This window comes from Pedobacter sp. (genome assembly GCF_045628745.1).
GTDB lineage: Bacteria > Bacteroidota > Bacteroidia > Sphingobacteriales > Sphingobacteriaceae > Pedobacter.
Genome location: NZ_JAZQPU010000460.1, coordinates 1 through 2,012 on the forward strand (window position 1 = coordinate 1; position 2,012 = coordinate 2,012).

Annotated in this window: 1 protein-coding gene and 1 pseudogene; both read left to right on the forward strand. The window is 40.1% G+C overall.

What is annotated here, in order from left to right:
- Positions 1-555, forward strand: a pseudogene (locus ACR2F7_RS16580) (SusC/RagA family TonB-linked outer membrane protein); the annotation flags it as partial.
- An 11-nt stretch (positions 556-566) separates the two neighbouring features.
- Entirely contained in the window at positions 567-1,994 is a 1,428-nt protein-coding gene (locus ACR2F7_RS16585; RefSeq protein ID WP_432714654.1) for a SusD/RagB family nutrient-binding outer membrane lipoprotein, read from the forward strand.
- The last annotated feature ends 18 nt before the right edge of the window (positions 1,995-2,012 follow it).

A 2,012-nucleotide genomic window follows, 5' to 3' on the forward strand; every position in this document is an offset into this window, starting at 1 on the left:
ACGGGTGGCTTGCGCAATAACTTCAAAATTTGGAAACTCGATATTGCAGCAATGATTGATTTCCAAAAAGGTGGTCAGTTCTTAAGCTTAAGTAAAATGCTCGCAGTAAAATCTGGCCAGGCTGCAGAAACAGCTGCCATCAATGAAAATGGTAAAAATGTAAGAGATCCCCTTGCCGATGGTGGTGGGGTAAAAATCAACGGAATCTCTGCTGCTACAGGCGAAGAAGTTACAGCCTTTGTTGATGCCAGAACTTACTACAGAACCAATTTAGGCACACGTATTTATGACGAGTGGGTTTACGATGCTTCTTACGTCAAAATGCGTGAAATGAGTATAGGTTATGCTTTTGATGCCAGCCTTTTGAATAAAACACCATTTAAGTCTATCAAAGTATCCTTAATTGCCCGCAATCCATTTATGATCTGGCAAAAAGCACCTAAAGGTTTAGATCCTTCAGAGCTTTCTTCTGGTAGAGCCGACATCAGCTGGATTGAAAAAGGCGAATTACAAACTGTACGCTCCTATGGTGTTAACTTAAATTTTACATTTTAATAACGACGACAATGAACAAAACATATCAATCTTTATACCTGTTTTTAATTACTATAGTGGTATTGAGTAGTTGTAAGAAATTTGATGAATCTATCAATACAGATCCAAATAACCCTACAACAGCTTCTGGAACCCAGTTGATTGCCAATGCAGAAATGTATTTGCCAGATATCAGCTCGTCACCTTTTGGTGTGCATTACCCACAATATTTGTCCAATACTTCTTTTACAGATAACTCCAGGTATGTAACTACCAATTTCAACTTTTACAGCATGTATTACGGTCCCTTGATTAATTTAGAGAACGTTATTACTAATTCGGAATTGAATGCCAGTGAAGGACCTGTAGCCAATCAAATTGCCGTTGCTAAAATTCTAAAAGCCTATTTTATGTGGACCATGACAGACCGCTGGGGCGATTTGCCATATAGCGAAGCATTGAAAGGCAGCACTAACTTCAATCCTAAATACGATACGCAGCATAGCATTTATAAAAGCCTTTTCGTTTTACTTGACGAAGCAAATGCGACCATAGTAACTGGTAACCTTAAAAATGATATCGTTTATGGTGGTGATGTGGCGAAGTGGAAAAAACTCGGCAATACCATTCACTTATTGATGGCTCTACGCTTGTCGAAAGTAGATGAGGCCACTGCAAAGCTGGAGTTTAACAAAGCCCTTGCCAATGGCATCATGACTGCAAATACAGATAACTTAGCTTATCCGCATCTTGCTGAACAAAAAAATGAAAACTACTGGTATAATTCTTTTACCCGTTTAGGAAGAAACTGGTTTGCCGTAAGTCAACCTATTGTTGATTATATGAAACCTTTAAATGATCCTAGATTGCCTGTTTTTGCCAATAAAAATACGGCTGGTGACTACGTAGGTTTACCCTATGGTTTGCCTAGTGCCACTACAGTGATCATTAATAATTTCTCCCTTTTGGGCGATGCTATTCGTCAGCAGAATTCACCAGTGTATCTTGTAACGTATGCACAGGCTTTATTTGCCAAAGCGGAAGCAGCTAAAAGAGGCTGGACTACAGAAGCAGGTGATGTAGCTGCCAAAGCTAACTATGACTTAGCAATAGAGCAATCTATCCGTCAATGGAATAAAAACGATGCCTCGGGTGTAGCTGCTTATTTGCTCAATGCAAGTGTGCAATATAATCCAACCAGGGCTTTAGAGCAAATAGGTACACAACGTTGGGTACATTTATTTATGCATGGCTATGAAGGCTGGGCAGAATGGAGAAGAACAGGATATCCTGCTTTAAGTCCGGCGCCAGCTAATAACGGCATCCAGATTCCAAGAAGAGAAGGTTATCCAACTCAGGAACGTGCAAACAACACCGACAACTATAATGCTGCGGTTGCTGCATTTCCATATGGTGGTAGTGATGACCTGAATGCAAGGGTATGGTGGGATAAACCATAATCCCCATCCTTATATTAT

What these genes read in the sequence shown, in the direction of transcription:
- ACR2F7_RS16585 (WP_432714654.1), top strand. Translation starts at nt 567, where the DNA reads ATGAACAAAACATATCAATCTTTATACCTGTTTTTAATTACTATAGTG.